General features: G+C 52.5%; 1 protein-coding gene. It reads right to left on the reverse strand.

Annotated features, from left to right (window positions below; all coding sequences use genetic code 11):
• Positions 1-514 precede the first annotated feature (514 nt).
• Positions 515-1879: an ATP-binding protein gene (locus QZ305_RS11655; RefSeq protein WP_294732167.1), complete on the reverse strand. Its 1365-nt coding sequence runs from the start codon at positions 1877-1879 to the stop codon at positions 515-517.
• Positions 1880-2033 lie beyond the last annotated feature (154 nt).

The following is a 2033-nucleotide window of genomic DNA, read 5'->3' on the forward strand; positions in this document are numbered from 1 at the left end:
GCTCACTTATGATACCACAGCCACAGGAGAATGCAACCACTTTTTTGTTCTTTTTGCGATTTTCTATCCCCTATTACTAATAAGTATAAACAGCAACGGTTCGTGCAACTCTTTCCTTTATCTCCTGAAGCCTCCAGCAATTTGAATTGAAGTCTCCCCCTCCCGTACTGCTCTGCTCTCTGCCATATTTCTCGTATCCGCCCCGGCCAGGACTGCCCGCAGTCCGCATCGGCAGGTCCGTTAAAAAACGGATCCAGTCTGAACCGGATCCGGCAAATGCGCCCTGTCTTTGGGAACAGGCAATGGTGTTTGTTATGTGAGGCAGAACAGGGCACAAGTCCTTACAGCTGTTCCTGTCTGGTGGCGTACATGTATTCGCTGATGGTGTCCTTGTTTCATGTCTCTGTTGACATTCAGGGTTCCATAAAACTGTCTTTGTGTCAATCCAGGCCACTGCCGATGGGGCTGCACCCTGTGCCGGGGCATTGCTGCGAAAGCGGGTACGAGTGCTGATTCACTCGGGAATCTGCAAGGCCTCGAAACTGAAGGGAATCTGACCGTCCATTGCCTGTCGCGCAACCACGAAGGGCATCAGGTAATAGGGAAAGTAGGTGATGCCATCCTCCGCAAAGATATTGGCTTCGCAGAACACCAGCCGGCGGCTGAAGTTCCAGCTGGGAACGTCCATGACGTTTTTCAGGGCTGCATGATTCCGGAAGCCCCGGCCGGATTTCATCTCGATCAGCGAAATCCGGGATCCTTCCTCCAGAACGAAGTCGATTTCCCCGTGTTTCCGGGATTTGTAGTAAAACAGGGTGTATCCATTGGCGCAGAGGATCTGAGCTGCCATGTTCTCCAGAAAGCCGCCCCAGTTGGTCCGGTGGCTGTTCTGGATGATTTCCAGAGAAACGCCTTTGTATCGGGAACAGAGCAGGCCGGTATCCAGGAGAAAAAACTTGAAGATGCTGCGTTTTTCCCGCAGCTGGAGTGGAAAGACCGGTTCCGTCACGTTGAGGCATGGCAGGGCGATGCCTGCTTCCGTAAGCCAGGCAAAAGAAGGCTCCAGGGTGGCATACCGTCCTTTTTCCCGGACGCTGTTGAGCATGAACCGGGAATTGGGTTTCATGAGTTCCGAAGGGATGCTGGTGAAAATGGTCAGGATCCAGGGCCTGTCGCGGATATCGGCATATTTGGCGATATCCTGCTGATAGAGGACCCAGAGAGAGTCCAGAAGGGTCTGCACTTCATTCAGGTCCCGGGTGTCTGCGAACCGCTGGACCACCGCCGGCATGCCGCCCACTGCCATATAGGTCCGAAACAGCTCCAGCATTTTTTCATGAAGGTAATCCGGAACCGGAACTGCCCTGGTGGCGCAGTCTTTCAGTGTTTCAATGATCTGCGGACTGATCCGACTGGCCCACATGAACTCTTCAAAGTCCAGCGGATAGAGATTCATCAGCTGTTCATAGCCCACAGGTACAGAGCGGATGTCCTTCAGCCGGACGCCCAGCAGCGAACCGGTTTCAACAAACCGGCATCTGGCGGATTCCACGAGAAACTTCACGGCGGTCCGCGCTTCCGGGCATTCCTGAATTTCATCGAAGAGTACCAGCGTTCTGTCCGAGTCCAGCTCTCCGGCGGGATTGCGGTAGGAGAGCTGCATCAGGATCTGAGCCGGGTCCGGCTGTCCCTGGAAAATCAGAGAGGCTGAAGGATCCGAGAGAAAGTTGAGTTCGATCAGATTCAGGTTCATTTCTCTGGCAAACTCCCGGACCAGCGTGGTTTTTCCAGTCTGCCGGGCGCCCAGAATGCACAGGGCTTTGTTTTTCTCCTGTTCAAACCAGTGTCTGACTTCCTGCATGGCTTTGCGTTTGAGCATCCAGTATCCTCCTTATCTGCAAAAGTGTCATTTTCGACACTTTTTCATCTGCATAAGTGCAGTATAAGACACTTTTGCAAATTTATCCTATATAACAAGAAAAAAAGGCGCTCTAAACTTTGGTGAGGTTCCGACTCTCACATCCTGTACACTT

This window comes from uncultured Faecalibaculum sp. (genome assembly GCF_910588395.1).
GTDB lineage: Bacteria > Bacillota_I > Bacilli_A > Erysipelotrichales > Erysipelotrichaceae > Faecalibaculum.

Coding starts and splice junctions, on each gene's coding strand:
- QZ305_RS11655 (WP_294732167.1), bottom strand. CDS start 1,879: ATGCTCAAACGCAAAGCCATGCAGGAAGTCAGACACTGGTTTGAACAG.